The organism is Bifidobacterium stellenboschense (assembly GCF_000741785.1).
In the GTDB taxonomy this organism is placed as follows: domain Bacteria; phylum Actinomycetota; class Actinomycetes; order Actinomycetales; family Bifidobacteriaceae; genus Bifidobacterium; species Bifidobacterium stellenboschense.
Genome location: NZ_JGZP01000012.1, coordinates 219,146 through 244,159, shown reverse-complemented (window position 1 = coordinate 244,159; position 25,014 = coordinate 219,146). Strand labels below are relative to the sequence as shown.

The window sequence follows — 25,014 nt, the reverse complement described above, 5'->3', positions numbered from 1 at the left end:
CGGGGACATTTTTGGCGAAAAGCCGACGTCCCCGGAAAAAACACCGTAATATAGATGGAGGTTGCGCTCACAAAGCGCAGTTGAGAATTAACCTTAACGATACGTGAGGACTAATGGCAGAGGGTAGCACCGGGAGGCGGCGTTTTTCCGACAAGTGGGGCAAGCATGAGCTTGACGTGTTGGCCGTGTTGTCATCCGCGTTCCCCCAATGGCTCACCTCGCGCCAGATCGCGCAACGCGTGAAGGCGTACGCCGATTCGTATGGCGAGCTGGCGGATCAGGCCGCGAAGGCCGCGTTCGCCAAGCAGTTCCAGCGTGACCGAGCGAAGCTCGCGGCCATGGGCATCGCCATCGAGTCACGTCAGCCGGAATACTCCTCCAAGTCGGAGGGGCAGGATTTCGCCTCGTACCGTCTGCAGCTCGGCGACGAGCCCCGCATCCGCCTGAGGTTCGAGCCCGAGGACATGTCGGTGCTCGCGGCGGCGAACTATCTCGCCCGCTCCATGTCCATGTCGAACGACCATGAGCAGCAGGCGACCTCGACTTCCCATGCCTCCCGCACGGCGCCGCGCGTGCCGCAGACGCCGATTCCCGGTCTCGGTCTCGATTCGATCGCGCCGGGTCTCGGCACGCAGACCATTCCGGACGCCTTGGTGAAGGTCATCGACTCGCGCCGGTTCGCCGCCACCATCGACGTGGACGGCGAGCACATCAACGTCGCATACACGGATTCCGACGATCTGGCGATGTACGTGCTCGAGCATCCCGGCGCGTCCATCGTCAGCCCGCAGGAGGCGGCGGACGCGTTCCATCGCCGTCTCAAGGCCGCGGAGAACCTTCGTTCCGTCGAGGACGTGCTCGGCGCCGGTTCCGCATCGCTTCCCGCGAAGGAGGCCGATGCCGCCGATCCCGACGAGGCCGAGAACGGCAAGGCCCATGGCAAGAAATCGTCGTTCCAGACGGGCAGTGAGGTGGATCGCCGTCTGAGGCTCATGCTGTTCCTGTCCGCCCATCTCGGCGAGGAGTTCTCGCTCGAGGAGCTGGCCATCCGGTTCATCGGCAAGGCGAAGACCCCCGAGGAGCTCAAGAAGTCGGTGAACGTGATCCACAAGGACATCAACACGCTCACCACGGTCTCCGATGACGGCGAAATGGCGGGAAGCCAGTTCTTCGACATCGACTGGTCACTGCTGGATGCCGAAGGCATCGTCTCCGCCACGAATTCCCTCGGATTGGAGCGTCTCGCGGGCATCTCGCCGCAGTACCTGAGCATGCTGACCGCGTCGGTCAGCTACTTGGCCCATTCGCCGTTGCTGCCCGATGCGCAACGCGCCCAGGCGGAGAACCTGTACCATCGTCTGCACCAGCACGTCAAACCGGGGCAGACGCCGTGGCTGAGCCTGACGGGCTATGAGCTCGAACCCCATAACTTCGGCACCGTCAAACGCGCCATCAACGCGGGATCGCTGTTGGACATGACCTACACGGACGGTGCCGGCAACACGCGCCGCCGTCTGGTCGCACCGGTCAAGATCTACGTGGACGAAGGCGTGTACTACGTGGCCGTCTGGACCGATGTGGCCAAGGCCGCGCCTGAGGACAAGCTCAATCTGGTCCTCAGGAACCCCGCCGTCAACAAGGCGAACGGGAAACCGCGCACATGGCAGGTGCTCCGCATCGCGCGCATCGAGCAGGCCAGGCTGGTCGAGCCGACCACCACGCTCGACATTCCGGACATGCCGTTGAGCGAGCTACGCAAGTGGAGCTTCGACAACGGCACCGCCGCCACGTTCATCACCGACGCCAAGGACTCCGTATTCGTCAAAAACCTGCCCGGCGCCACGGTGGAACCGTATGGCGACGGCGAGAAGGTCGACCTCATCGTGTCCTCCGATTCGTGGTTCGTGGCGTTCTGCATCGCCCATGCGCGGCATATCGTGGCCGTGGCACCGGAGACGCTGCGATCGATGATCGTCGCGCGGGCGCAGCGGGAACTGAGCGTCGTCGCGCATGACGACGATACGGACTGAGCCGGAGGGCGCGGCTGTTACGATGGCATGACGGAAGGAAGGAGTCTTCATGCCCTGGTGGATTTGGCTGCTGCTGGCGCTGTTCATGTTCGCGATGATCGTCATCGGCGGCATCTACGCATTCAGACGAGCCATGGCGGCGTTGCGCGTCGTCTCCGATACGGGGGAGCAGGTGTCCGATCGTCTTGCCGCCATGGGCGAACCCGCCGAGGATTCCGCCGAGGACGATAGCCCCATCTTCACCCAGCCGCTGCGGGTCGCGGCCGAACGATACGAACACGCCCACATCGAGGTCGTCAAACGTCGTCAGGCGACGCGTGACCGTCATGTGCAGGCGTGGAAGCGCTGGAAGGACGCTCTGTAATCACGATCATGGCATCGAAGCACCATACGAACCGGGTCGACCGCAACGCGGATGCGGGGAAGTCGTCGCCGTCCGCCCGGTATGCGGCGTTCCGCAAGCGACAGCAGCGACAGGCGAGCATCGCAGCACGGTTCGCCGGCACCTTGCCGTTCGAACTGGATGATTTCCAGACACGGGCGAACGAGGCCCTCGAAGCCGGCCGCAACGTGCTCGTGGCCGCGCCCACCGGAGCCGGCAAGACCGTCGTCGCGGACTTCGCCGTCTTCCTCGCGCAGGAGCATAACGTCAAGGCGTTCTACACCACGCCGATCAAGGCGCTGAGCAACCAGAAATACCATGACCTCGTCGACGTCTACGGCGCGGATCGGGTCGGATTGCTCACCGGCGACACCTCCATCAACTCGGAGGCGGACATCGTGGTGATGACCACCGAGGTCCTGCGCAACATGCTGTACGAGCGGTCCACGACGCTCGACGCGCTCCGCTACGTCATCCTCGATGAGGTGCATTATCTCGCCGACCGGTTCCGCGGCCCCGTGTGGGAGGAGGTCATCATCCACCTGCCGGAACGGGTCCGCATCGTGGCGTTGTCCGCGACGGTGTCCAATGTGGAGGATTTCAGTCAGTGGATCTCCTCGGTGCGCGGCGACACCGAACTCGTCGTGTCCGAGAAGAGGCCGGTGCCGCTGGAGCAGCATGTGATCGTGCAGAAGGATGACCGCACCGAACCCGAGATCATCGATCTGTACCGTCGCGGAGGAGATGGGGGCCAGACCCCCAAACTCAACCCGGAACTCGCCAACAGGCTCGACCAGTTCGACCGTATCGCGGCGCGACGCCAAGGTGAGGAGCGTTCGCGCAAACGCGGCCGTAGGGCGGAGGCGCGCGGCGGACGCGGCCGGAACGGCGCGCCCGCGCGCAAGCCGGAACGCCATGTGCCGCGACGCTGGGCGGTCGTGGACGAGCTCAACTATCTCGACATGCTGCCGGGCATCTACTTCATCTTCTCCCGCAACGGATGCGACCAAGCGGTCGAACAGTGCATCAACGCCGGTCTGGAACTCACCACGGACGAGGAGATGCACCGCATCCGCCGCATCGTGGACGAGATGGTCGAGGGGCAGCTCTCCCAGGCCGATCTCAAGGCTCTGGGCTTCTCCCGGTTCCGGTTCGCCCTCGAAGAAGGGTTCGCGTCGCATCATGCGGGCATGATCGCCCTGTTCCGCCAGATCGTCGAACGGCTCTTCGAGGAGGGACTCGTCAAGATGGTGTTCGCCACGGAGACGCTGGCCTTGGGCATCAACATGCCCGCCCGCTGCGTCGTCGTGGAGAAGCTGGAGAAGTTCAACGGAACCGGGCACGTCGCGCTGACGCCGGGGGAGTTCACCCAGCTGACCGGCCGTGCCGGACGACGCGGCATCGACACCATCGGGCACGCCATCGTCGTCGACCATCACGGGTTCGTGCCGGCGACGGCGGCCGCGCTGTCCAGCAAGCGCGTCTACCCGCTGCACTCCAGTTTCAAGGCCACGTTCAACATGGCGGTGAACCTGCTCAATTCCAGCGACTATGAGACCTCGCGCGTGACGCTCGACCATTCGTTCGCGCAGTGGGAGGCGAACGCCTCCGCATGGCAGTTGGAATCGCATATGGGAACGTTGCGTCAGGCCATCGACGGGTACGAGAAGGCGTTCGCCTGCGACCACGGCGACTTCCGGGAGCTCATGGAACTGCGCATGCGACTGAGCGACTTGGAGAAGAACGAACGCAACCGGCTGAAGCATACCGTGTTCCGTTCCGACGAGGAACGGTCCGCGGCGTTCCGCAATCTCGACCGTCGCATCGGCGAACTGCGCAAGGCCGACCAGCATCACCCGTGCCGCGAATGCCCCGACCTACAGCAGCATCTCAAATGGGGGCATCGTTGGATGCGCGAGATGCGCGAACTGAAACGCGTCAGGGAACGTTACGATTCACGCACCGGTTCCGTCGCACGTCAGTTCGACCGCATCTGCGATATCCTCACCGGACTCGGTTATCTCGAGGAGGTCGACGCCGGTTCGACGCATGGCCGTGATCTGAGGCTCACCGAAAGCGGTCAGCTGCTGCGTCACCTGTACAGCGAACTCGACGTGGTGCTCGCCCAGGCGATCCTCACCGGCGCGCTGGACCTGCTGCCGCCCGCGGGGCTCGCGGCGGTCCTGTCGTCGCTCGTCTACGAGGCCCGGCGCGGAGGCGGGGGAGAACCACGGTACTATCCCGGTTCCGTCCACGGCCCGATCGCCGTCGCGGCGGGCGAGCTCAAGGCGTTGCGCGACCAGATCGACATGTCGTGCGAGGATCATGGACTCGACCCGTTGCCCGATGTCGACGCCGGAATCCTGGATGTCATGTACGAATGGGCCGACGGCCGTGATCTCGCCGACGTGCTGCACGGCACCGAACTCACCGGCGGCGATTTCGTGCGCAACGCGAAACGACTGGTGGACATCCTTCACCAGATCGCATCCGCCGAACCGTACATCGGTGCGGGCCATGCCGATCTCGCGCACCGGGCGCGTCTCGCGGCGGACATGGTCAACCGCGGCGTCGTCGCCTATTCGGGCGTCGACTGACGCGCACGGCCCGATGCATGTCGATTGGCTTGCGTTCTACGCACGCGCATGGAATAACCGCCACGTCCGAACTGTTGCGTAATGTGGATATGTCGAAAAACAAGGAGGAACCCGTACTATGGCCGAACGCAGTCTGCGTGGTATGAGCATCGGTGCGAAATCGCTGGAATCCGACAGCAACGTCGATTTCGCCGCACGTGAGGAAGTCGCCTACGTCTGTCCGAACGGGCATCGCACGATTCTGCCGTTCGCGGAAGGCGCAGAGATTCCCGACGAGTGGGAGTGCCGCTGCGGTTCCACCGCTCACCGTGAAGGCGAGGACGCCTCCGCCAACGAGATCGCCAAGCCCACCCGCACCCACTGGGACATGCTGCTCGAACGCCGCAGCGAGGAGGAGCTCAAGGAGCTGCTGGAGAAGCGGCTCAAGATGCACCGTGAGGGTTGGATTCCCGACTACGAGTGATGCATAGGTGAACGACACCTGAACGCCATGCCCGGTCAACTCGACCGGGCATAATACTACCCGTAAGAAAACACAGAGAAGACAAGGGGAGTGGCATCCAATGGCCGAACATCCCAGGAACGTGGTCCTGCTCGATTTGGACGGCACGCTCACCGATTCCGCACCGGGCATCATCGCATCCGTCACCGAAACATTCAGGAAGATCGGCATGGCCGTTCCCGATGACGACGAGCTGCACCGTTTCGTCGGCCCGGCCATCATCGAATCGTTGCGCCGCAACCATGTGCCGGAGGAACGGCTGGACGAGGCGGTCGACATCTACCGCGACTACTACGCCAACCAGGACATCTTCGACGACCCGAACAACCCCGGAGGCCCCAAGGTCGCCGGACGGTATGTGAACAAGCTGTTCGACGGCATCGCCGACCAACTCAACGGACTGACCGCCGACGGCTATTATCTCGCCGTCGCCACCTGCAAGCCCGAATATCAGGCGAAGCCGATCTGCGAACGCTTCGGCGTCACGCCGCTGGTATCCGGCATCTACGGTGCCAGCAAGGACAATTCGCGCCTCGACAAGGACCAGGTCATCCGGTATTGCTTCGAACACATCGGATTCGACGCCGCCGCCGGCGATCGTGCGCTGATGGTCGGCGACCGTTGGACCGACGCGGACGGCGCCAAGGCATGCGGACTCGACTGTTTGGGCTGCGGCTGGGGCTACGCCGAACCCGGCGAGCTGACCGGCCACGGATGCTACCGCATCATCGACCACGTGTCCGAATTGCGGGCCGCGGTGAACGAATACTTCGCGAAGTAGGTCCATCGTTCGGATGGCGGACGGCGTGGTGTGCATTCAGTGAACCAACCGAATACACACCACGCCGTTTCTTATATCCATCGTCATCCCCGTTTAGCCGATAATGTACGTTATGTCAGATTGGCAATATGCACGTATACCTCGGCACGCATCCGTCACTCTACATTCACCGCATCGGCGTGATCTCGCCTGCGCCGGACGCTCCCCGATCACTTCCGCTTCGCACGGTTCAGCCGCGCGTCCATCTCGCTCATCATCGCACGCTTCGCCTGCAGGTACAGGCATACGAGCTGTACGAGAATCAGCAGGATTACCACGGCCGCGGACGGCCAACCGTACCGGACGTAGAAATCACGCACGTCGGGATCGAATCCGCCGTCGGCGAACCAGGTGAACGCCAGATACGGCGTCAATCCCAACAGCGCCGACGCCACGTGCGCGATCGTCACCGGCCAGCTCACCCGCGCCACGCCGCCCGCATACCGTTTCAGCAGGCCGCCTCGGCGCAGGCAAATCACGATGATGTTGAGCGAGAGCACCACGTCGACGCACCATAACGCCGCCGGAAGGATGTCCACCATAATGGCCTCCTTGGATGCCGTAACGAATACCGTTGATGCCGGGTGTCGGCTCGGAAATACAACGAATCTGACATAACGTAATTATGTCAGGGCAAACCGCCCTACGCATGACGCATTAACGCCGTCTTAGGCCCGTCGCAATCAGCGTCGCGCGGACTCCTGCTCCCGCTGGAGACGCCGCTCCTGAATCTTCCTGCGCATACGCGCGGCGGTCAGATCGTCGATGGGACGACCGGTGGAGCGCTTCGCCGGGGATTTCGTCAGATCGACGTAGTCCTCCCCCTCCAGCGCGACTCTGATCTGGTGCCACAGCGATCCGACCGACACCGCGAACACCGCCTTGCCGCTTTGCAGCAAGTCGAGCATCTGCTCGCTGGTGGTGCATTCATGCACGTGCTGTCCGTCGCACATGATGGTGATGTGCTCGAGCTGTCCGACGGACCGCTGCGTGAGGAAACTGATCGCCGTGGTCACGTTCTGCAGGTTCACGCCGGCATCGAGCAGACGTTTGGACACGGCGAGGATGACGACGTCCTTGAACGAGTAGAGACGCCGCGAGCCGGAACCGTGCGACGGCGTGATCGACGGTTCCAGAATCTGCTTGCGCGCCCAATAGTCAAGCTGGCGGTAGGTGATGCCGGCGATCTTGGATGCGATGGAACCACGGTAGCCACGCATGATGTCCTCGTCGTCGGGGGTGGCGAACAACTCACCCTGCACGGCGTCCCCGTTGAGATCGGTGCGATCTTCGAGGCGCACGTGCAGATGCAGCCGACGATCGTCCTCGTCCATCGCCACTCCCCTCGCTCGTTTCCGTGTCCGGCTATGCCCTGCGAACCATCGTCAGGAGATGACGGCCGACTTCGTGAAGAAGACGAGACGGAACTTGCCGATCATGATCTCGTCGCCGTTCTTCAGCGTGGCCTGGTCGACGCGCTGGCGGTTCACATACGTGCCGTTCAGCGAGCCGGCGTCCACGACGGTGAACTCTCCCCCGTTGCGACGGAACACGGCGTGCGAACGCGAGACCGTGGAGTCGTCGAGCAGGATGTCGGCACGCGGGTCGCGTCCCACCGTCACCTCGTCCTCGTCGAGCAGGTAACGGGAGCCGGACACCGCGCCTCGCGTGGAGATCAGCAGCGCCGTCCCCTCGGACAGCCGGGCGATGGTGTCGAGATCCTCCGTGGTGAGCGGACGGTCGCCCGTCGCGGTTACGGGAATGGTGATTGCGGGCAGACCGATGATGGTCGTCTCGCCTGCGCTGGGAATTGGTTCTGTCATAATTTCCTATTCTACCGTCCTTGCGTACTTATATTGCTTTTCGCCGCGCACGGCGTTGACGACGACATCGTCGGATTGTTCGACGGTGACGCGCGAACCGTACATGACCTTGAGTCTGGAGCCGATGCCGCCGGCGATGTTCACCGCGTTCTGCAGGTCGCCCGGATTGCCGATGGCGCGCACCACGTACGGCGTGTCGAGCGTGACGCCGTCACACTGGAGCTTGCCGTCGGAGCCTTTGACGATCGAGGTGGACGTGACGACGCGCACGTTCCCGACGGAGATGACCTCGGCGCCGGCGTTGCGCAGCTCCTCGATGAGGGTGAACAACGTGGCCGCGTCGATGTTCTGCTTCGTGCCCTTGGTGATGCGGATGACCACGCCCTGCCCCTGCGCGGGCAGCCTGCCGGAGATGATGCCGCTGGCCTCCTCGTTCTGCTTGGCGATCTTCTCGGCCTGTTCGCGCTGGTCGGCGGCGGCCTTGAGACTGGTCAGCTGGCTGGTGAGCTCGTTCTTGCGCTGTTCGAGGTTGTTGGCCTGCGTGCTGGTCTCGTTGATGAGTCGCACGAGTTCGTCCTCGCTCATCGTCTCATAGGTGGACTGCGTGTTGTTGATCTGCGTCATGTAGCCGAAGCCGAGGAGGGCGCACATGAGCACGACGAGCAGCGTCGAGGCGAGTTTGGTCTTCAGTCCGGCACCGCCGAGTTCGCGTCTGCCGGTTCCACGCTTGGAGACCTGGGGGAACGATCCCGTCTCCAGCGAGTCGTTGCGTTTCTCGGCGGCGTCCCGCGCCTCCATCTCGCCGATGGTGTCGCCACCGCCTCTCGTGGTGTTCCTGCCTCGTCTCGCCATCGTCTCAGCCTCGGAAGATGAATCGACGGATGGCGGACACGTTGGAGAAGATGCGGATGCCGAGCACGACGATGACGGCGGTCTGCAGCTGCGAGCCGACGCCGAGCTGGTTGCCGAGCAGAACGAGCAGCGTGGCGGTGATGACGTTCGCGAAGAACGAGATGATGAACACGCGGTCGGAGAAGCGACGTTCGAAGTAGGCGCGCACGGCGCCGAGCAGCGCGTCGAGCGCCGCCACCACCATGATCGGCAGATACGGTTGTATCCATACGGGGATGTCCGGCTGGACGAACACGCCGATCACCACGCCGATGATCAGTCCGAGCACTGCTGCCATTACTTCGCCTTCCTCGCGTAGCTGATGTCTCCGACTACGGCCGCTTCCAGTGTAATCGACTTCGACCGTTTCATCTGCAAGGTGATGCCCGCGTCCTTGTACGCGTCGTACAGGGTTCCGAGCCTGTCGGGATTGGCGATCTGGGACAGTGCGGTCCCGTCCCCGATGGCTTCGATGCGGTACGGGCTGTCGACCGCGTCCAATCCGATGAGGATCGTGCCGCCCGCCGTACGGATCGAGGTCTGGATGCCGAGCCTATGCCCGTTCACGGCGATCGCCTCGGCCCCGGACTGCCAGAGCAGGGAGACGAGCTGCTGCAGGTCGGAGTCGGTGACGACGCGCAGATGGCCGCCGGCGGATTCACGCGGTGTGGCGCCGTTCGTGGATCCGTTGGATGCGGCGATGGGATTGGAGACGGTGAGCGTGACGCCTTCCCCGGTCACCTTTACCTGTCCGCTGGCCATCTCGTCGTCACGGACGGTTTCGGACGCTCCGGCGACGTCGAGTCGCTTCGACTGGTTTTCGATCTTGCCGCGCAGCGTGTTCACCTCTCCGGTGAGCTTGTCGACGTTCTTCTGCGAGGATTCGAGTTCGGCGGCGAGCGATGCCCTCACCGCTTTGCGCGGATCGGAATGGAGCTGCTGCACGAACAGGCTGCCGAGGAATCCGACGCCGATGCAGACGATGAAGCAGACCACGCGCGTCGCCCACATCATCGCCTTCGATTCACGATGGACGGAGAGGCTCGCATCAAGATAGATCGGATCGAGCGGACGGTTGGTGAGATCGTCGATGAGTCTCAGCGAATCGTCCTGACGGATTCGCCGACGACGCTCGCGCTCGCTCAACGGCGTCGACGATCGGGCGGTGTGGTGGGACAACAGGCCGCCGTATGCGCGCGAGAACGCGGAACGGCGTCGCCTCGTCCCCTCCGCGGTCGGTTCCTCCCCCGCTGGGTAGGATGCCGGCATCGGCTCGTCCGCGCTCATGCGCGGGCCTTCTCGCGCCGCTCCCGTTCACGCTGTTCATGGCGTTGCGGCAGCTCCTGGCGCAACACGGTGACGCCCTGCCGGAAATAGATGTATCCGGCGAGCCAGTACATGGCGACGCCCCAGATGCCGGTGGCCAGCGCCGCGAGATGCAGCAGACGGAACAACGATCCGGTGCCGAGGTCGGCGATGGTGAGCGCGACGATCGCCATCATGAGCAGGGCCGTGCCCGCCTTGCCGACGAAGTGGACCGGCAGCGGCCCGTAGCCGTATTGGGCGAGCCACAGCACCTGGATGGCCATGAACAGGTCGCGTACGCCGATGACGATGAGCATCCACCATGGGATGATGCCGGCGACGCCGAGCGCGATGATCGAGCAAAGGATGAGCAGACGGTCGGCCAGGGGGTCGAGAATCTGGCCGATCTTGCTCACCTGATTGAGTTTGCGGGCGAGGATGCCGTCCAACCCGTCGGAGAGGGAGGAGACCGCCAGCACGATCAGCGCGTTCACCATTTCATGGTTCGACATCAGCCATGCGATGAACGGAATCGAGATGATCCTGAACAGGCTGAGCAGGTTCGGAATCGTGAGATAGATGTCCCGCGGTTCCGGGCTGTAGGTCGACTTGGTGTTGCGTTCGGTCATGCTGTCGGTTTCGTTTGCCTCTGGTCGGATGGATTGCGTCGTCCGCGCGGGTCAGATGCGGGATGCGGTCAGCGCGGTCACGATGATGCCACGCGCGCCCACATCGTACAGCTTGTCCATGAGCTGGTTGACCTTCGCCTTGGGCACCATGACGCGCACCGCATTCCACTGCTTGTCGTGCAGCGGCGAGATGGTGGGGCTTTCGAAGCCGGGGGTCACGTCGATGGCGGCGGCGACCTTGGACACGGGGATGTCGTAGTCCATGAGCACGTAGCGCTGCGCGGTGATCACGCCTTCGAGACGACGGCTCAGGATGGTCAGGCGCTCGTCCTTCTCGTCCAGTCGCGGCGAGCGGATGAGGCACGCCTCCGAGTGCATGATCGGGTCGGCGAAGATGCGCAGGCCGGCGTTCCTCAGCGTGGTGCCGGTGGACACGACGTCGGCGATGAGGTCGGCGACGCCCAGCTGCACGGACGATTCGACGGCGCCGTCCAGGTGGATGGTCTCCGCGTTGATGCCGTGGTCGACGAGGTAGTCGTGCACGAGCTTGTCGAAGGAGGTGGCGACGCGCTTGCCGTCGATGTCCTCCAGCTTGGAGAAGGAGGATTCGTTCGGCGCGGCGAAACGGAACGTGGAGGCTCCGAAGCCGAGCGGCATGTGCTCGAGCGCAGCGGTGCCGGAGTTCTTGAGCAGGTCCTGGCCGGTGATGCCGCAGTCGATGGTGCCGCGGCCCACGTATACGGCGATGTCGAGCGGACGCAGATAGAACAGTTCGATGTCGTTGTCCGGATCCTCGACGACGAGCTGGCGCGAGTTGGTGCGCAGACGGTAGCCCGCCTCCGCCAGCATGTTCCAGGCGGGTTCGGACAGCATGCCCTTGTTGGGCACGGCGATTCTCAGCATGGTTTTCCCCTTGATCGATGTGCGGCGCGGACGGTGCCGCCCGCGCCGCGAACGTGACGCCCCTGTGCGGGGCGCCGCGTCACAGGTGCTTGTAGACGTCCTCGAGGCTCAGACCGTGCTTGATCATCATGACCTGCACGTGATAAAGCAGCTGGCTCATCTCCTCGGCGGTGCGGTCCGCGCCCTCGTATTCGGCGGCGATCCAGGTCTCGGAGGCCTCCTCGACGATCTTCTTGCCGATGAAGTGGGTGCCCTTGTCGAGCTCATCGACGGTCAGGGAGCCTTCCGGACGGGTCTTGGCCTTCTCGCTCAGTTCGGCGAACAGCGATTCGAACGTCTTCATGTGTCTGTGATGCTTTCTTCTTGGTTTCGGAATATGGAATCCCGCGGGGAAACCGTGCGTGTCGACGCTCAGTCGCGGTACGCGGCGGCGGCCTTCTCGCGGATGGAGTCGATGGCGGCCGCGCGGTCGTCGGCGCCGTACACGGCGGAGCCGGCCACGAGCACGTCGGCTCCGGCCTCGGCCACGATGTGCGCGGTCTTCGGGCTGACGCCGCCGTCCACCTGGATCTTGGTGTCGAGGCCGCGGCGGGTGATCTCGTCACGCAGGCGACGGACCTTGGCCATCTGGTTGTCGAGGAACTTCTGGCCGCCGAAGCCGGGCTCGACGGTCATGATGAGGATCATGTCGAACTCGTCGAGGATGTCGAAGATCGGCTCGACCGGCTCGGCGGGGCGCACGGCGAAGCAGGCCTTGCAGCCCATGTCGCGCAGCTGGCGGGCGAGACGGACCGGGGCGTGGGTGGCGCCCATGTGGAAGGACACGGAGGAGGCGCCGAGACGCGCGTATTCGGGGGCCCAGCGGTCCGGGTCCTCGATCATGAGGTGCACGTCGACCGGCAGGTCGGTGACCTCGCAGATGCGCTTGACGATCGGCTCTCCGAGCGTCAGGTTCGGGACGAAGTGATGGTCCATCACATCGACGTGGACGAGGTCCGCGTTGGCGATCGCCTTGAGGTCGCGCTCAAGGTTGCAGAAGTCGGCGGACAGGATGCTGGGGGCGATTTCAATCTTCTTCATGGTTCCATACCTTATCCATCAAATGGGACTATGGCCGGCGTCCGGGAGCGTTGCGCCGCCGGACGGGGCGGATGTTCAGTCGTCGTTCCTCGCGTGTTCGTCTTCGGAACGCTCCTCGGCCTGGCGCTGCCGTTCGAGCTCGTCCGCGGTGACCGCGGTGAGACGGGCGGCGAGCGTCGACGTCTCCCGTCCGACGCGGTGCAGCGCGGCGAACAGGACGCATCCGGCGAGGAAGACGAGGATGGCGGTCCACACGTTGGTCCTGAGGCCCAGGATCACGGTGGAGTAGTTGATGCGCACATTCTCGATCCATGTGCGGCCGAGGCCGTACCAGATCATGTACATGGCAAACTGCTGGCCGGCCTTGAGCCGGTCGGCGAACCTGCGTCCGATCCATACGATGAGCGCGGCCCCGATGAGGTTCCAGATCATCTCGTACAGGAACGTGGGGTGGAACAGCGTGCCGGAAGGGCATGCGGTCCCCTGGTAGCACACTTCGGTGCTGCCGATCGCGTCCGCCGAATCGTTGAGCTTCAGTCCCCACGGCAGGGTGGTGGGCCAGCCGAACAGCTCCTGGTTGAACCAGTTGCCGAGGCGTCCGATGGCCTGCGCCACGAGGAGTCCCGGGGCGAGGCAGTCGGCGAGCAGGGCGAACGGGTAGCGCTTGTGGCGGCACCAGAGGAACGCGGCCAGCGCGCCCACGCCGATGCCGCCGAAGATGGCCATGCCGCCCTCCCACACCTTGAGGATATTGACGAGGCTGCCGGTGGGCGGGAAGTACGCGGACGGCGTGGTGATGCAGTGGTACAGGCGCGCGCCGACGAGCCCCGAGGGCACGGCGACGAGCGTGGTGTCGAGCACTTGGTCGAAGGTGCCGCCCACGCGCTTCCAACGGCGGGTGAGGATCCACACGGCGAAGCACACGCCGATGAGGATGCATACCGCGTACATGCGGATGGTCACCGGTCCGATCTGGAACTTCGAGAACGTCGGCGAGGGAATGTATGCGAGATTCATGGGTTTCATCGCTCTCATCCTACGACGGGCGCGCCGTGGATCCGACGCGCCCGTGCGGAACGGCGGACGTCAGGCGCGCGCCCCGTGGATGCCCGCGGCGAGTTCCTCGCTCTTGGCGGCGAGCAGCTTCAGGCCTTCGGCGGTGTCGCGCGGCGAACGGTTGTCGTCGGCGAGCAGCGTGTGCACAAGCGCCGAGCCGACGATCACGCCGTCCGCGTAGGAGCCGACCTTCGCGCCCTGTTCGGCAGTGGACACGCCGATGCCGACGCACACGTTCTTCGCGCCCGCCTTGCGGGTGCGTGCGACGAGCGTCTCGGGGGACGCGTCGATGCTCGCGCGTTCGCCGGTGACGCCCATGCGGGCGGCCGCGTAGACGAAGCCACGCGCGTTCCTCGCGACGACTTCGAGACGCTCGTCGGCGGAGTCGGGCGACACGAGGAAGATGCGGTCGAGCCCGTGACGGTCGGACGCCTCGATCCACTCCCCCGCCTCGTCCGGGATGAGGTCCGGGGTGATGAGGCCGGCGCCGCCCGCGTTCTCGAAGTCGCGGGCGAACTTCTCGACGCCGTAGTGGTAGATGAGGTTCCAGTAGCTCATGATGAGCGGCACGCCGCCGGCGTTGGCCACGGTCTCCACGGCCTCGAAGACGCGTCGGATGGTCTCGCCGTTGTTCAGGGCGATGGAGGACGCGGCCTGGATGACCGGGCCGTCCATGACCGGGTCGGAGTACGGCAGGCCGATCTCGACCGCGTCGACGCCGTGCTCGACCATCGTGCGGAAGGCGTCGAGCGAGACCTCGGGGTCCGGGAAGCCGTACGGCAGGTAGCCGATGAAGGCCGGCTTGTCCTCGGCCTTGAACTTCGCGAACATGGCCTCGGTGGGGCTGGGCCGGTGGCTGATGCCCAGCGGCTGGCCGGAGGGCGTGGTTGCTGCGTTTGTCATATCGAAAATCTCCTCCTGATGCTGTGCATCCGTCGCCGTTCAGGCGACCGTGTTCCCGTGCGCGCCGGTCACTTCGAGCGCGGCGGTCTGGTCGTCGGTCAGGTAGCCGAACCACTTGCCGGCGGTGGCCATGTCCTTGTCGCCTCGGCCGGAGATGTTGATGATCATCACGGCCTTGTCGTAGCCCTTCGCCTTGAGGTCGGCGGCGGCCTTGAAGGAGCCGGCGACCGCGTGCGAGCTTTCGATGGCGGGAATGATGCCTTCGGTCTGGCTCAGGTCGCGGAACGCGTTCATCGCCTCCTCGTCGGTGGCCCACGAGTAGTTGACGCGGCCGATGTCCTTGAGCCACGCGTGCTCGGGGCCGACGGACGCATAGTCGAGGCCGGCGGAGATGGAGTACGTGTCGAGCGTCTGGCCCTCGTCGGTCTCCAGCAGGTAGCTCTTGGCGCCCTGGAACATGCCGAGCTGGCCGGTGCCAGGGGCGAAGCGGATGGCGTGCCTGCCGGATTCGGGGCCGTTGCCGCCGGCCTCGTAGCCGTACAGGTTGACACGTTCGTCGTCGAGGAACGCGTTCATCACGCCGATGGCATTGGAGCCGCCACCCACGCACGCGCACACCGCGTCCGGATGGTCGATGCCGTACCAGTCCTTGAGCTGCTGCTTGGCCTCCTCGCCGATGATCTTCTGGAAGTCGCGCACCATCTCGGGGAACGGATGCGGGCCCGCGACCGTGCCGAGCAGGTAGTGCGTGTCCTTGACGTTGGTGACCCAGTCGCGCAACGCCTCGTTGATGGCGTCCTTGAGGATCTTGTCGCCGAGCGTGACCTCGACGACCTCGGCACCGAGCATGCGCATGCGCGCCACGTTGAGGGCCTGGCGGCGAGCGTCGATCTGCCCCATGTAGATGCGGCACTTGAGACCGAGCATCGCGCACACGGTGGCGGTGGCGACGCCGTGCTGGCCGGCGCCGGTCTCCGCGATCACGCGGGTCTTGCCCATGCGCTTGACGAGCAGCGCCTGGCCGAGCGCGTTGTTGATCTTGTGCGCGCCGGTGTGGTTGAGGTCCTCGCGCTTGAGGAAGACGCGGGCGTCGAGTCCGGTCTTCTCGCGGATGAGCTTCGCGAAGCGCGGCGCTTCGGTCAGCGGCGAGGGACGGCCCACATAGCGCTGCTGCAGCGTCATGAACTCCTTGTGGAATTCGGGGTCCTTCTTGGCCTCATCGTAGACGCGCTCCAGCTCGTCGAGCGCGGTGATGAGCGCCTCGGGCACGTATCGGCCGCCGAACTGGCCCCAGTACGGGCCGTGGTGTTCGCTCAACGGGGTGGTTTCTGATGCTTTCACTCTTGCTCCTGCCTTCACTAGTCGTTCAACCGCAAGTTCATGGTCGTCCGCCGTGGCGACGCCCTCGCCGACCAGCACCGCGTCGGCGCCGGCCCGGCCGTAGTCCTCGACCTCGACCGCGCCGAACACGCCGGATTCGGCGACTCGGATCACGTCGTGGGGCAGGTCGTCGGCCAGTTCGGCGTACTTGTTGACGTCGACCCTGAGGTTCTTCAGGTTGCGGGCGTTGATGCCGATGACCTTCGCCCCGGCGGCGATGGCGCGCTCGATCTCCTCGCGTGTGTGCGTCTCGACGAGCACGGTCATGCCCAGCTCGTGCGCCAGGCCGAGCAGGTGCCTCAGCTTCGCGTCGTCCAACGCGGCGACGATGAGCAGCACCAGGTCGGCGCCGTGCGCGCGCGCCTCGAAGATCTGGTAGTCGGTGACGATGAAGTCCTTGCGCAGCACCGGGATGTGCACGGCGGCGCGCACCTTGTCGAGATCGTCGAGGGAGCCGAGGAAGCGGCGGCCCTCGGTGAGCACGGAGATGGCGCTCGCGCCGCCCCGCTCGTATTCGCGGGCCAATGCGGCCGGGTCGGGGATGTCGCTCAGGTGGCCCTTGGACGGGGAAGCGCGCTTGATCTCGGCGATCACGGGGATGCCGTCGGCGCGCTTGAGCCATCGTTTCGCGTCGATCGGGGCCGGGGCCGCCAGCGCGGCCTTCCTCACGTCCTCCAACGACACGGTGCGCTCACGGGTCCGCTGGTCCTCCAGCGCGCCCGCCACCAATTCGTCCAGTACCGACATGGTCCTCCCTTGAATGTCTGAAGTCTGACCATGCGCCACCATAGGCCAACCATGTCCGCAACCGTCCCGCGCGTCCTACATTCCGGGCATGCGGATGGGGCGCGGGCCGTTCGGGAGGAATCCGCCGCAGCGCGGCCGCCTTACTTTCGCCTTACCGTAGGGACCGCAGGATGGTGATGACGACAAGGAGGGACAATGCGGATTCTGATCGTCGAGGACGACCGCGACCTGGCGGCGGCGTTGGACGACGCGCTGCGCCACGAAGGGTATGAGACCGGAGTCGCCGGCGACGGCGTCGAGGCGTTGCGTCTCCTCGCCGAGGCGGGAGCCGACATCGTGCTGCTCGACCGGGATCTTCCGATTCTGTCCGGCGACGCGGTGATGGAGACGATCGCAAGGAACCGCATCCCCGTGGCCGTGCTCATGCTCACGGCCGCCACCTCGGTCGATGACCGTGTCGGCGGACTCGACCTCGGCGCCGACGATTACATGACCAAACCGTTCGCCTACCGCGAGCTGCTCGCTCGCATCCGGGCGTTGCGGCGACGCACGGCCGTCGGCGCACGGGACGGTGATGCCGCCGTGCTCACACGCGGCGGCATCACACTCGACACGGAACGACGGCTCGTCTTCGTCGGCTCCGGTCACGTCCCCGTGAATCTGACGCCCAAGGAGTATGGGGTTCTGAACGAACTCATGCTCGCCGACGGCGGTTATGTGAACGCGGAGTACCTCCACGACGCCGTATGGAACGACCCGACGACCTCCTCCACGGCGACCGACCTCGTCAAAACCACCATCTACTCGCTGCGCCGCAAACTCGGCGACCGTGATGCGGTCGTCTCGATGCGCGGGAAAGGATACCGATTGCGATGAACGACACCGACACCAGCCAGACGAATGTCTCCCCCATGGACGCCGAAGAACCACATAGGAACTCCCGTTCCCGTTCATGGGCGGAGCGGCTGCGTCCGCGCACGTTTCGCGCGCGGATCACCCTCGCCGTGGCGCTCATCGTCATCGCGATGATGGCCGCGCTGATTGTCACGCAGAACCTCATCGTCTCCCATACGGCGCAACGTGACGGCGGGGACATCGTGATGTGCGTGAACGCGGACGGCACCACGACGGTGACCACGGGCTCCGCGGCCGAATCCGTCGACGGCGACGCCGCCGTGTCATGTTTCACCGGCGACGGCTCACAGCTGCGGTCCGGCTCGGATGCCGACTCGTACACATGGGTGCCGTATGGCACCGGTGACGACGGCAAAATCTCCGACGATTCGAAGACGCCATGGTCGTATACGGATATCGTGACGGGCACGGCGGATGCGGTCGCCGACGATTTCGTCTCGACGATGCGCGTCGTGTCGATTGTCGAGACGGTCGTGTTCGGTCTGCTCGCCGTCGCGGCCGCATGGATCATCGGCACGATGCTGTCGCGACGCGTCACCGCCGTCGAACGACAGATCGCCGCACTGCCCCCGAACGATCTCTCCGCGCGCGTCAACGTGAGGGAGGGACATGACGACATCGACCGTCTCGTCTCATCGGTCAACAAGATGCTGAATCGCGTCGAAGCCGCGGCGGAGACGGAACGACGATTCGTGTCGAACGCGTCGCACGAGCTGCGCACACCGATTGCCGCGGTCGAGACGAACCTGGATGCACCGCTCTCGCAGGGACGTTTCCCCGACGACGTGGAGCCGTCGGTGCGCCGCGCGCTCGCCGCGAACCGACGCGGCGCGAAGCTCGTCGACGCGTTGCTCACCCTGTCGCGCATCCAGAGCGGCGCCTATGCGCGCACCGGCGAAGACGAATCCTCGTTTAGGGCCGGTGACGGAATTGCCGACGTCATGTCCTGTCTGCATGATGCCGTCGACCGGTCGACCGAAGACGCGAACGATCGAGGCGTCACGGTGACGATCGCCGATTCGGATGAATTCCGTGTCACGGCGAATCCGGCATTGCTGTCGCTGGCGGTCGACAACCTCGTGCGCAATGCGGTCGTGCACAACGTCGATGGCGGTTCGGCCACGATTGAGACCGGAAACGATGGTGACGGCACGCTGCATCTCGTCATCGAGAACACCACCGATGGGACGCTGCCGGATGACCTCGACGAGCTGGTCCAGCCGTTCCATCGTGGGACGGATTCGCGCATCAGCGCCGCGGACGGCGTCGGATTGGGACTGTCCATCGCCGATGCGGCGTGCAATGCCATGGGCGCGGAACTCCGGTTGTCGCGTACCGATGACGGAGGCTTCCGCGTGACGATCGCCGGACTGCATACGGTGTAACGGCATCCGTATATGAACAGGCCTGAGGGCGTTCATTGGCCGCGATTCCGCGTCGTCGCGGAGATGGCCGGTGAACGCCCCAGGCCGTATCGATGGGAATGCCCGTCTTAGGCGAGCGAGGCGCCGAGCTGCCTGATCCCGTCGAGCTGCTTGGCCGCGGCCTCGCGCTTGGCGGGGTCGTCGTCGCCCATCGAGAGGTTGTCGACGTAGACGATCTCGACGTCCTTCACGCCGCAGTACTTCATGAACGTCTGGCGGCGGATCTGGTTGTCCAGTGCCTCGCCGATCCCGTCGGACTCGTACCAGGATTCCGGGCCGCCGGTGAGCATGATGACGCGCACCGTCTTGCCGGCGAGCGCGCCGGGCGTGCCGTCGGCGTTGTAGGCGAATCCGCGGCAGATGACGCGGTCGAAGAGGCCTTTGACCATGGCGGGCATGGTGTACCAGTAGATGGGGAAGACGAGTGCGATCACGTCGGCTTGGGCGAGTCGGGCTTGGATGGCGGCGACGTCCTTGGGCATGTCGGCTTTGCCGAGGTAGTGGGCGCGGTCGGCGCTGGTGTAGACGGGGTTGAATCCGGCGTCGTACAGGTCGAGGATGCGGGTTTCGCCGCCGTGTGCGTGGAATCCTTCGGCGAAGGCTTTGCCGGTGGCGTTGGTGAGGCTGTGGTGTTCGGGGTTGGCGGTGATGATGAGTGCGGTGCGTGTGGTGGTTGTGTTCATGGTTCCATTGTCTCGCCGTGCCGGACGGGGTGGGGCGGGTGGCGTGGCTGGTGGTTCCGTGGTGTGTGGTTGTTTTGTGGGGTGGCGTGGCCGCCGGTTGACTTCGTGCAGGGCTTGCGTGTAGCATGCGGGTGTCAGTATGTAGGTTCCACGGCTATGGCAGCCGTTCGAAGCATTGGTCATTGTCCGGTCCTGTTCCGTTCATCGGCGTGCCGGTGGTTGTTTTTTCATTCAGGAGAGTGTTCATATGAGATTCATCGATGTCGATTCGACGTTCGATTATGATTCGCGTGCGACGGATGTTCCGGAGGGCGTGCGCGTCCGGATCACCCGGCTGACGCCGCATCTTGATTATGATGTGGCCGTCACGGTGCCGGAGGGCATGCTTCCGTCGCGTAGGGAGACCACGCCGGGTGCGTTGATCGTGGGCGGGGCGATGGTGCATCATCGTTCGTTCCGTGAGCTTGGCGAGGCGGAGCGTTGGGCCCGGGAGTTCACCGACGGTCTGCGGGATGTGGCGGCGGTCGGATGATATCGTGGCCGGCCGGCGGCGTGCGTCGCTGTTGTCGTGCCGCGCCGTCGGCCAGCTCTCCCCCGCTTGTCAGTTCTCCCGCAGTCCGCGCAGCAGGGCGATCTCCTCGCGGTGTGTGTCGGGTGTGATCTCCTTGGTTTCGAGGATCATCGGCAGCGTGTTCATGCGCGGGTCGTTGACGAGGCGGGTGAAGAACGGCAGTCCGAGCTTGCCGTCGCCGATGTTGGCGTGCCGGTCCTTGTGGGAGGCGAGGCCGTATATGGAGTCGTTCGCGTGGATGGCTTTGACCTTGTCGAGTCCGATGACGTCGTCCAGTCGGCGGATCACGCCGTCGTAGTCGTCGACGAGGTCGTAGCCGGCGTCGAACACGTGGCAGGTGTCGAATGTGACGCCTATGCGCGTGGGGTCGTCGAGCCGGTCGATGATGGAGGAGAGTTCCTCGAAGCTGCGTCCGCATTCGGTGCCTTTGCCGGCCATGGTCTCCAACAGGATCGTGATGCCCGTGCCGTCCGCCTGTTCGGACACGCGGTCGAGGGCTTCGGCGATCAGCCGGCATCCGGTTTCCGCGCCCTGTCCCACGTGGGAGCCGGGGTGGATGTTGAGGTAGGTCTCCTGGCCGGCTTCGCGGATGGGCGCGAGCAGGCGCATGTCCTCGGCGAGCGCGTCGATGGCGAACGCCCGTTTGGCCGGATCCTTGCCGGCGAGGTTGTACACGTAGGGCGCGTGGACGACGAGCGGCCCATAGTGTTCCGCTGCCAGTCGCGCGCCGAACGCGGCCGCCTTGTCCGGGTCGAGGGCCTTCGACCGTCTGCCGTATGGGGAGCGTGGGAAGAACGCGAACGTGGTGCCGTGTTCCGCGTGTGAGCGTGCGATGAGCTTGTCCCATCCGCCCGCGGTGGACAAGTGCGATCCGATGAGCAGTTCCGTCATGTCGTCGCCTTTCGTGTGGTGTTGCGTGTAGTCTGCTATGCGGTGTTCCGTGACCGCATGCCGTGGGGTGGCCGCGTTTCCGTCAGCCGTTGCCGTGGTCGATTTCGGTCCAGGTTTCGCCGTCGTCGTCGAGCAGGAGATACCAGGTCATGGATTGGGGTCCGCGGCTGAGCGACGGTTCGAAGCCGTCGCAGGTGAAATCGACGTCGGCCATGAGTATGCGGTCGCGGCCGTAGCGCTTGTATGCCTCGTAGATGCTGGACGAGTAGCTTGGGGATTCGCGCTTGGTCTTGTCCTCCAAGTCCAGAATCCGATCGGTCCGCGTCTCGTCGTAGGCGACCTTGTCCAGCGTGCATCCGCCGAAGCCGGTGAACGCGTTTGCGATCGTCTTGCCGGCGGCGTCAAGCTGTTTCCGTGTGAACCGATCGGAGGCGGAGTACGTGTATCGCGCGTGCGCGATGTCGCCCGGCCGGTCCGACCACCATCGTGCGAACGCGAACAGTCCCACGACGGCCAGGACGATGATGACGGCGATGACGACTCCCACGCCGCGCCTCCGGTCATGTTCCTTCACTGTTCCGCCTCCTCCATGGATTCTCATGGTTTCTATAGTCTAGGGTGTTCTTCTGATCGGATGGAATCTGACCACGTTCAGGCGTTCATCGTTTCGTTCGCGTTGACACCTTCGACGAGCAGTCGTGAGATACGCGCATCGGCGAACCGCAGCGAGCAGTCGTCCGATTGGATTCTTCCCAACAGGTCGATGGTGCCGAACCAGATGAGCTCATCGTCGAACACGGCGAATTCAGTGCAGGCGTTCACGGCCTGTACCGAGCATCCCAATGCGCGAAGCCTATCCATGTTGCGTGTTGTCCGCGAGCGCGATGTCTCCGTCGCGTTGGCCGGGACGCGTACGTTGACGGTGATGGCCACTCCCCTGCCTGCCGCTTCGAGAATCACATCGGTCACCTGGTCGATGGCATGCCGTGTAAGATATCCGGCGCAGAGCGTGATCGTCCGTCGGCAATGTCTGATGTCGTTGCGGAACATCGTATGGAATTCGTCCGCGTTGATGATGGGGACGGTCCGATCGCCGTGGCGTTGTCCGGCGAGCGCGTTTTTGCGTTCCAGCAGGGCTTTCGTCTTCGCTTGGCGTCTCGCATCGGATTCACTGCCCGGCAGCATCGGCGTGTATCCCTGCGCCGCATATGTCTTCAATCGTTTACGGTACATGCTGGCGGCCATGGGAATGGTCACGTCGATGTAGTCATAGACGCGTACCTCACGTTTCCCCTCGTTGTCCCGGTGCAGTCGTCCGACATACTGGGCGACCGACGCTTCCACGGATACAGGCGCCGTCAGCATGAGCGTATCCAATCGTCGGCAGTCGAATCCTTCGCCGATGTAGCTTCCGGTCGACACGACGGCGAGGCCGTCTTCCGAGGGGATGCGCTTGAGCTGTTCGAGCTTGTCGTGTCGGCTCTTCTTCGTTTCGGCACCGTAGAGAAGAATCACATGACTGCATTCTCTTTTCTGGAGAGCGTTCGCGAGCGCTTGCGCATGTTCGATGCGTTTCGTGAGCAACAGCGGTGTTCTGCCTTCATCGATGAGCGTCATGGCGTCGTTGACGATCATGGTGTTGCGGTCTTCGTCACCGCATGCGGCTTCCAGGTATTCGTGGTAGGTGTATGGTTCGACGAGATCGTAATTGGTTGCCGTGAAGCGTGGCACGTATCGTCTGGAGAAACGTTGCGTCGCCATGTGCTCGTTGACGTCGATGGTGTCACGGACCGGCCCGCATCGCATGGTGACGATCGGTTGCATGCCGTCGTCGCGTTTCAGGGTTCCGGTGAATCCGTAGACGTATTTCGCGTTGGTTTCTCGGGCGATCGCTTCGGTGTCTGGGGATGCCACGTGGTGACATTCGTCGAAGATGATCATGCCGTAGCGGCTGACCACGTCTTTGACGTGTTTGGTTCCGGCGATGTCGCCTTTGTCGAACAGTGATTGCGCCAGTGCGATGTCGACGATGCCGTTGGGCTCGTTGCGCCCGGTTCCTATCTGTCCGATGATGTGGCGTTTTCTCCGGCTGACGCGTCCGGTTCTGGTCAGTAATGGCGGCAGCGTCGCGGTGATGTCGAGGAACTGCTCAAGTCGTTCCCTCCATTGTTCGAGCAGTGCGGAAGAGCGCAGGATGATCAATGCGTTGGTCTTTCTTTCGGCGATGAGGTTCGCCGCGATTACGGTTTTACCGAATCCTGTTGGAGCGGTGAGGATACCGTCATCATGTGCCAGCAAGTTCTGCGCCGCGATGTTCTGACGTTCGCGAAGCGTTCCCGTGAATTCCACTTGGATCCGTTCGCCCGGGTTGCGTTCGTTGCGGTATGACACGACGGTTCCCGTGCGGCTCAGCAATGAGGTCAGGGATTCCTTGCACCCTCTCGGCAGGAGAATATTGTCGTCGGTCTCCTCGCCACGGTAGATGATTCGAGGCTTGTCGTAGATGGGTTGGCGCATGGCTTGCGCCCGATAGAAGTCGGGGTTGGCGAACGCAGCGAGCCGGCGTATCGCGTTGAGTGCTGCTTGAGTCATACCGTCCTTGGGGATGACGAGCATGCTGCATTCGATGATGGTGACGGACCGTGGCGTGTCCGTCGAGGAAAGGTCGTGGAATCGGACTCCTGACGGTTGGCCGTTGTCCTTTGCTTTATCGGAAGCTCGATGTGCGCCGGAGGCGGGATTGCCCGATGGTCCGATTGCTGTTGTCATCCGAGCTGCGATGGCGCGTACCTGTTCAGGTACAACACGTTTGATTGAGGCGAGATACGCCCATTGGTCCGGGTATGGATTGAACTGTTCGTCGATGAATACGCTGTTGCCGTTGTCACGTGCCATGCGCTGCAATGGGAGTGCGATCAGGTTGCCGAATCCTCCGGAAGGAAGAACATCCTGATTGGGGAACATGCGGTCGTAGGACCGGAACTCGATGTGGACCAGGTCTGAGGCCTCGGTCAGCAACGCGTCTCCCATGTGCCGGACCTGTGCCGCATCCATCGGCTCGTCGAGGAACAGCCACAGGTGCCCGCCGTCTCCGGAGCGCGATCGTTCCATGGCCGGTTCTATGCCGTATCGCTTGCAGACGTTTCTGACCGCCATGATTTCATCTCGCCATCCGTCATCATCGAAGTCGATGGCGAGGAACCAGACCGTCGACTCCTTGGACATGGGGTAGAGCCCGACGACATTGACGAGCCGCTCATCCCGTTTGGTGAAATGGTCGAGGAGCACCTGATCGGTCAGTGGCTTGCATCGTCGCTGCCCAGATGGAGTGGGAATACGTTTGCCGCTTGCCAAAGTGGTCCATTCGTTCCATGCCGCCGGCGCATACCCGGTTTTGCCGGTTTTCCTGGACACGAACCCGTGCGCATAGACATCGTCGCGACCGCGGAACAGGGAACGGAACAGCTTGATTTTCCGTTCGG

23 protein-coding genes and 3 pseudogenes are annotated in these 25,014 nt (G+C 64.0%); 9 read left to right on the top strand and 17 right to left on the bottom strand.

The genetic code is table 11. The features are described 5' to 3' along the window. Positions 1 to 113 precede the first annotated feature (113 nt). From BSTEL_RS13005 to BSTEL_RS05885, 6 genes and pseudogenes are all read left to right on the top strand, one after another. Positions 114 to 831 (top strand): annotated as a pseudogene (locus BSTEL_RS13005) (helix-turn-helix transcriptional regulator); the annotation flags it as partial. A gap of 89 nt (positions 832 to 920) precedes the next feature. Beyond that, a pseudogene (locus BSTEL_RS13000) lies at positions 921 to 2,030 on the top strand (helix-turn-helix transcriptional regulator); the annotation flags it as partial. Between the two features lie 49 nt (positions 2,031 to 2,079). Beyond that, positions 2,080 to 2,394, top strand: coding sequence for an ABC transporter permease (locus tag BSTEL_RS05900; RefSeq protein WP_034528270.1), 315 nt, complete (start codon positions 2,080 to 2,082; stop codon positions 2,392 to 2,394). Between the two features lie 8 nt (positions 2,395 to 2,402). Then, on the top strand, positions 2,403 to 5,009 hold the full coding sequence (locus tag BSTEL_RS05895; protein ID WP_034528261.1) for a DEAD/DEAH box helicase: 2,607 nt from the start codon (positions 2,403 to 2,405) through the stop codon (positions 5,007 to 5,009). A gap of 118 nt (positions 5,010 to 5,127) precedes the next feature. Further along, complete coding sequence (locus BSTEL_RS05890; protein WP_034528258.1) at positions 5,128 to 5,472, top strand: RNA polymerase-binding protein RbpA; 345 nt, start codon at positions 5,128 to 5,130, stop codon at positions 5,470 to 5,472. Between the two features lie 100 nt (positions 5,473 to 5,572). Next, positions 5,573 to 6,292 (top strand): HAD hydrolase-like protein, encoded by a 720-nt coding sequence (locus BSTEL_RS05885; RefSeq protein WP_034528256.1) that lies wholly within the window; start codon positions 5,573 to 5,575, stop codon positions 6,290 to 6,292. Positions 6,293 to 6,501: 209 nt separating this feature from the next. Here BSTEL_RS05885 and BSTEL_RS05880 read toward each other — a convergent pair whose 3' ends face one another. From BSTEL_RS05880 to BSTEL_RS05820, 13 genes are all read right to left on the bottom strand, one after another. After that, positions 6,502 to 6,873 (bottom strand): hypothetical protein, encoded by a 372-nt coding sequence (locus tag BSTEL_RS05880; RefSeq protein WP_034528254.1) that lies wholly within the window; start codon positions 6,871 to 6,873, stop codon positions 6,502 to 6,504. A gap of 141 nt (positions 6,874 to 7,014) precedes the next feature. After that, entirely contained in the window at positions 7,015 to 7,665 is a 651-nt protein-coding gene (locus BSTEL_RS05875) for a MerR family transcriptional regulator (RefSeq protein ID WP_034528252.1), read from the bottom strand. A gap of 51 nt (positions 7,666 to 7,716) precedes the next feature. Further along, positions 7,717 to 8,154: an FHA domain-containing protein gene (locus tag BSTEL_RS05870; RefSeq protein WP_034528250.1), complete on the bottom strand. Its 438-nt coding sequence runs from the start codon at positions 8,152 to 8,154 to the stop codon at positions 7,717 to 7,719. Between the two features lie 6 nt (positions 8,155 to 8,160). Further along, on the bottom strand, positions 8,161 to 9,006 hold the full coding sequence (locus tag BSTEL_RS05865) for a DUF881 domain-containing protein (protein ID WP_051922882.1): 846 nt from the start codon (positions 9,004 to 9,006) through the stop codon (positions 8,161 to 8,163). Positions 9,007 to 9,010: 4 nt separating this feature from the next. Further along, positions 9,011 to 9,343, bottom strand: a complete 333-nt coding sequence (locus BSTEL_RS05860; protein WP_034528242.1) for a small basic family protein — start codon at positions 9,341 to 9,343, stop codon at positions 9,011 to 9,013. Then, complete coding sequence (locus tag BSTEL_RS05855; RefSeq protein WP_034528240.1) at positions 9,343 to 10,332, bottom strand: DUF881 domain-containing protein; 990 nt, start codon at positions 10,330 to 10,332, stop codon at positions 9,343 to 9,345. The genes BSTEL_RS05860 and BSTEL_RS05855 overlap by 1 nt, the downstream gene beginning before the upstream one ends. Further along, the gene (locus BSTEL_RS05850) at positions 10,329 to 10,979 is read right to left on the bottom strand and encodes a CDP-alcohol phosphatidyltransferase family protein (RefSeq protein WP_034528238.1); all 651 of its coding nucleotides are present in this window, start codon (positions 10,977 to 10,979) and stop codon (positions 10,329 to 10,331) included. The genes BSTEL_RS05855 and BSTEL_RS05850 overlap by 4 nt, the downstream gene beginning before the upstream one ends. Positions 10,980 to 11,030: 51 nt before the next feature. After that, positions 11,031 to 11,882: an ATP phosphoribosyltransferase gene (gene hisG, locus BSTEL_RS05845; protein ID WP_034528237.1), complete on the bottom strand. Its 852-nt coding sequence runs from the start codon at positions 11,880 to 11,882 to the stop codon at positions 11,031 to 11,033. Positions 11,883 to 11,961: 79 nt separating this feature from the next. After that, on the bottom strand, positions 11,962 to 12,225 hold the full coding sequence (locus BSTEL_RS05840) for a phosphoribosyl-ATP diphosphatase (RefSeq protein ID WP_034528235.1): 264 nt from the start codon (positions 12,223 to 12,225) through the stop codon (positions 11,962 to 11,964). A gap of 68 nt (positions 12,226 to 12,293) precedes the next feature. Beyond that, positions 12,294 to 12,962 carry a ribulose-phosphate 3-epimerase gene (gene rpe / locus BSTEL_RS05835; RefSeq protein WP_034528233.1) on the bottom strand — a complete coding sequence of 223 codons (669 nt, stop codon included), beginning with the start codon at positions 12,960 to 12,962 and terminating at the stop codon, positions 12,294 to 12,296. Positions 12,963 to 13,037: 75 nt separating this feature from the next. Then, positions 13,038 to 13,979 carry a prolipoprotein diacylglyceryl transferase gene (lgt, locus tag BSTEL_RS05830; protein ID WP_034528231.1) on the bottom strand — a complete coding sequence of 314 codons (942 nt, stop codon included), beginning with the start codon at positions 13,977 to 13,979 and terminating at the stop codon, positions 13,038 to 13,040. 69 nt (positions 13,980 to 14,048) lie between these two features. Then, positions 14,049 to 14,921, bottom strand: a complete 873-nt coding sequence (trpA, locus tag BSTEL_RS05825; protein WP_034528229.1) for a tryptophan synthase subunit alpha — start codon at positions 14,919 to 14,921, stop codon at positions 14,049 to 14,051. 39 nt (positions 14,922 to 14,960) lie between these two features. Then, positions 14,961 to 17,048, bottom strand: coding sequence for a bifunctional indole-3-glycerol phosphate synthase/tryptophan synthase subunit beta (locus BSTEL_RS05820; RefSeq protein WP_034528227.1), 2,088 nt, complete (start codon positions 17,046 to 17,048; stop codon positions 14,961 to 14,963). 195 nt (positions 17,049 to 17,243) lie between these two features. Here BSTEL_RS05820 and BSTEL_RS05815 point away from each other — a divergent pair, with 195 nt between their 5' ends. Further along, a complete protein-coding gene (locus BSTEL_RS05815) occupies positions 17,244 to 17,924 on the top strand; it encodes a response regulator transcription factor (RefSeq protein ID WP_034528225.1) in 681 nt (226 codons plus the stop codon). Next, positions 17,921 to 19,348 (top strand): sensor histidine kinase, encoded by a 1,428-nt coding sequence (locus tag BSTEL_RS05810; protein ID WP_051922881.1) that lies wholly within the window; start codon positions 17,921 to 17,923, stop codon positions 19,346 to 19,348. Before BSTEL_RS05815 ends, BSTEL_RS05810 begins: the two co-directional genes overlap by 4 nt. Before the next feature lie 107 nt (positions 19,349 to 19,455). On the opposite strand, the gene BSTEL_RS05805 is transcribed toward BSTEL_RS05810, so the two are convergent. Next, the gene (locus tag BSTEL_RS05805) at positions 19,456 to 20,070 is read right to left on the bottom strand and encodes an NAD(P)H-dependent oxidoreductase (protein WP_034528223.1); all 615 of its coding nucleotides are present in this window, start codon (positions 20,068 to 20,070) and stop codon (positions 19,456 to 19,458) included. Positions 20,071 to 20,317: 247 nt separating this feature from the next. Between BSTEL_RS05805 and BSTEL_RS05800 the strand changes: the two genes are divergently transcribed. Continuing rightward, on the top strand, positions 20,318 to 20,602 hold the full coding sequence (locus tag BSTEL_RS05800; RefSeq protein WP_034528221.1) for a hypothetical protein: 285 nt from the start codon (positions 20,318 to 20,320) through the stop codon (positions 20,600 to 20,602). A 69-nt stretch (positions 20,603 to 20,671) separates the two neighbouring features. Here the strand turns inward: BSTEL_RS05800 and BSTEL_RS05795 are convergent, their stop codons facing one another. From BSTEL_RS05795 to BSTEL_RS05785, 3 genes and pseudogenes are all read right to left on the bottom strand, one after another. After that, positions 20,672 to 21,532, bottom strand: coding sequence for a deoxyribonuclease IV (locus tag BSTEL_RS05795; protein ID WP_034528218.1), 861 nt, complete (start codon positions 21,530 to 21,532; stop codon positions 20,672 to 20,674). Between the two features lie 82 nt (positions 21,533 to 21,614). Next, the gene (locus BSTEL_RS05790) at positions 21,615 to 22,106 is read right to left on the bottom strand and encodes a hypothetical protein (protein WP_156963185.1); all 492 of its coding nucleotides are present in this window, start codon (positions 22,104 to 22,106) and stop codon (positions 21,615 to 21,617) included. Between the two features lie 77 nt (positions 22,107 to 22,183). Further along, positions 22,184 to 24,994: pseudogene (locus tag BSTEL_RS05785) on the bottom strand (TOTE conflict system archaeo-eukaryotic primase domain-containing protein); the annotation flags it as partial. Between the last annotated feature and the right edge of the window lie 20 nt (positions 24,995 to 25,014).